Annotated in this window: 1 protein-coding gene; it reads left to right on the forward strand. The window is 36.8% G+C overall.

The features are described from left to right. Nucleotides 1-133: 133 nt before the first annotated feature. Nucleotides 134-752 (forward strand): flavin reductase family protein (locus IDG60_RS18025; RefSeq protein WP_206161022.1); only part of this gene is annotated, 619 nt, incomplete at its 3' end.

Below are 752 nucleotides of genomic sequence, written 5' to 3' on the forward strand. Positions count from 1 at the left end.
ATCAAGAACGCAAATTATAAGCAACCACGTCATATATAGTTTCTACTTATAAATAAATTGTTTATTTATATTAGACGCTTATGTAAAGAGGGCGTAACCTTAAATGTAATTACTTATAAGGGGTGAAGATAGTATGAATTATTCGCCAAAACAAGGTGTAAGAAGTCATGGTTTACCGCACGACCCATTTAAAAGTAGTACAGTACCTCGTCCAATAGGTTGGATTTCTACTGTATCGAAAGATGGGAAAGATAATTTAGCGCCTTATAGTCAGTATCAAAACTTAACTTGGGATCCGCCTATGGTTATGTTCGCAGCAAATCAATCTGTTCTTGGTGATCATGAGCGTAAAGATACAGTAAAAAATGCAGAAGAGACAGGGTGGTTTGTATGGAACATGGCCACGTATGATTTAAGAGAAGCTGTTAATTTATCGTCGAAGGCACTACCACCTGAAGAGGATGAATTTGAATATGCAGGTGTGACGAAAGAAGCATGTATAGAAGCACCAGGTTATCGAGTCAAAGAATCGCCAGTACATTTTGAATGTGAGTACGTTCAAACGATTCGTATTCCGACAGGAGACCCAGTATCTACCGTAGATATTGTTATAGGAAGAGTTGCCCAAGTTCATATTGACGATAAGGTTATTCTTGATAATGGTAAATTGGACATTAAGTCGATTAAACCTATTGCCAGATTAGGATATTACGATTACACAGTAGTGAATGAGATATTTGAAATGAAAGCAC

Source organism: Staphylococcus sp. EG-SA-2 (genome assembly GCF_017152085.1).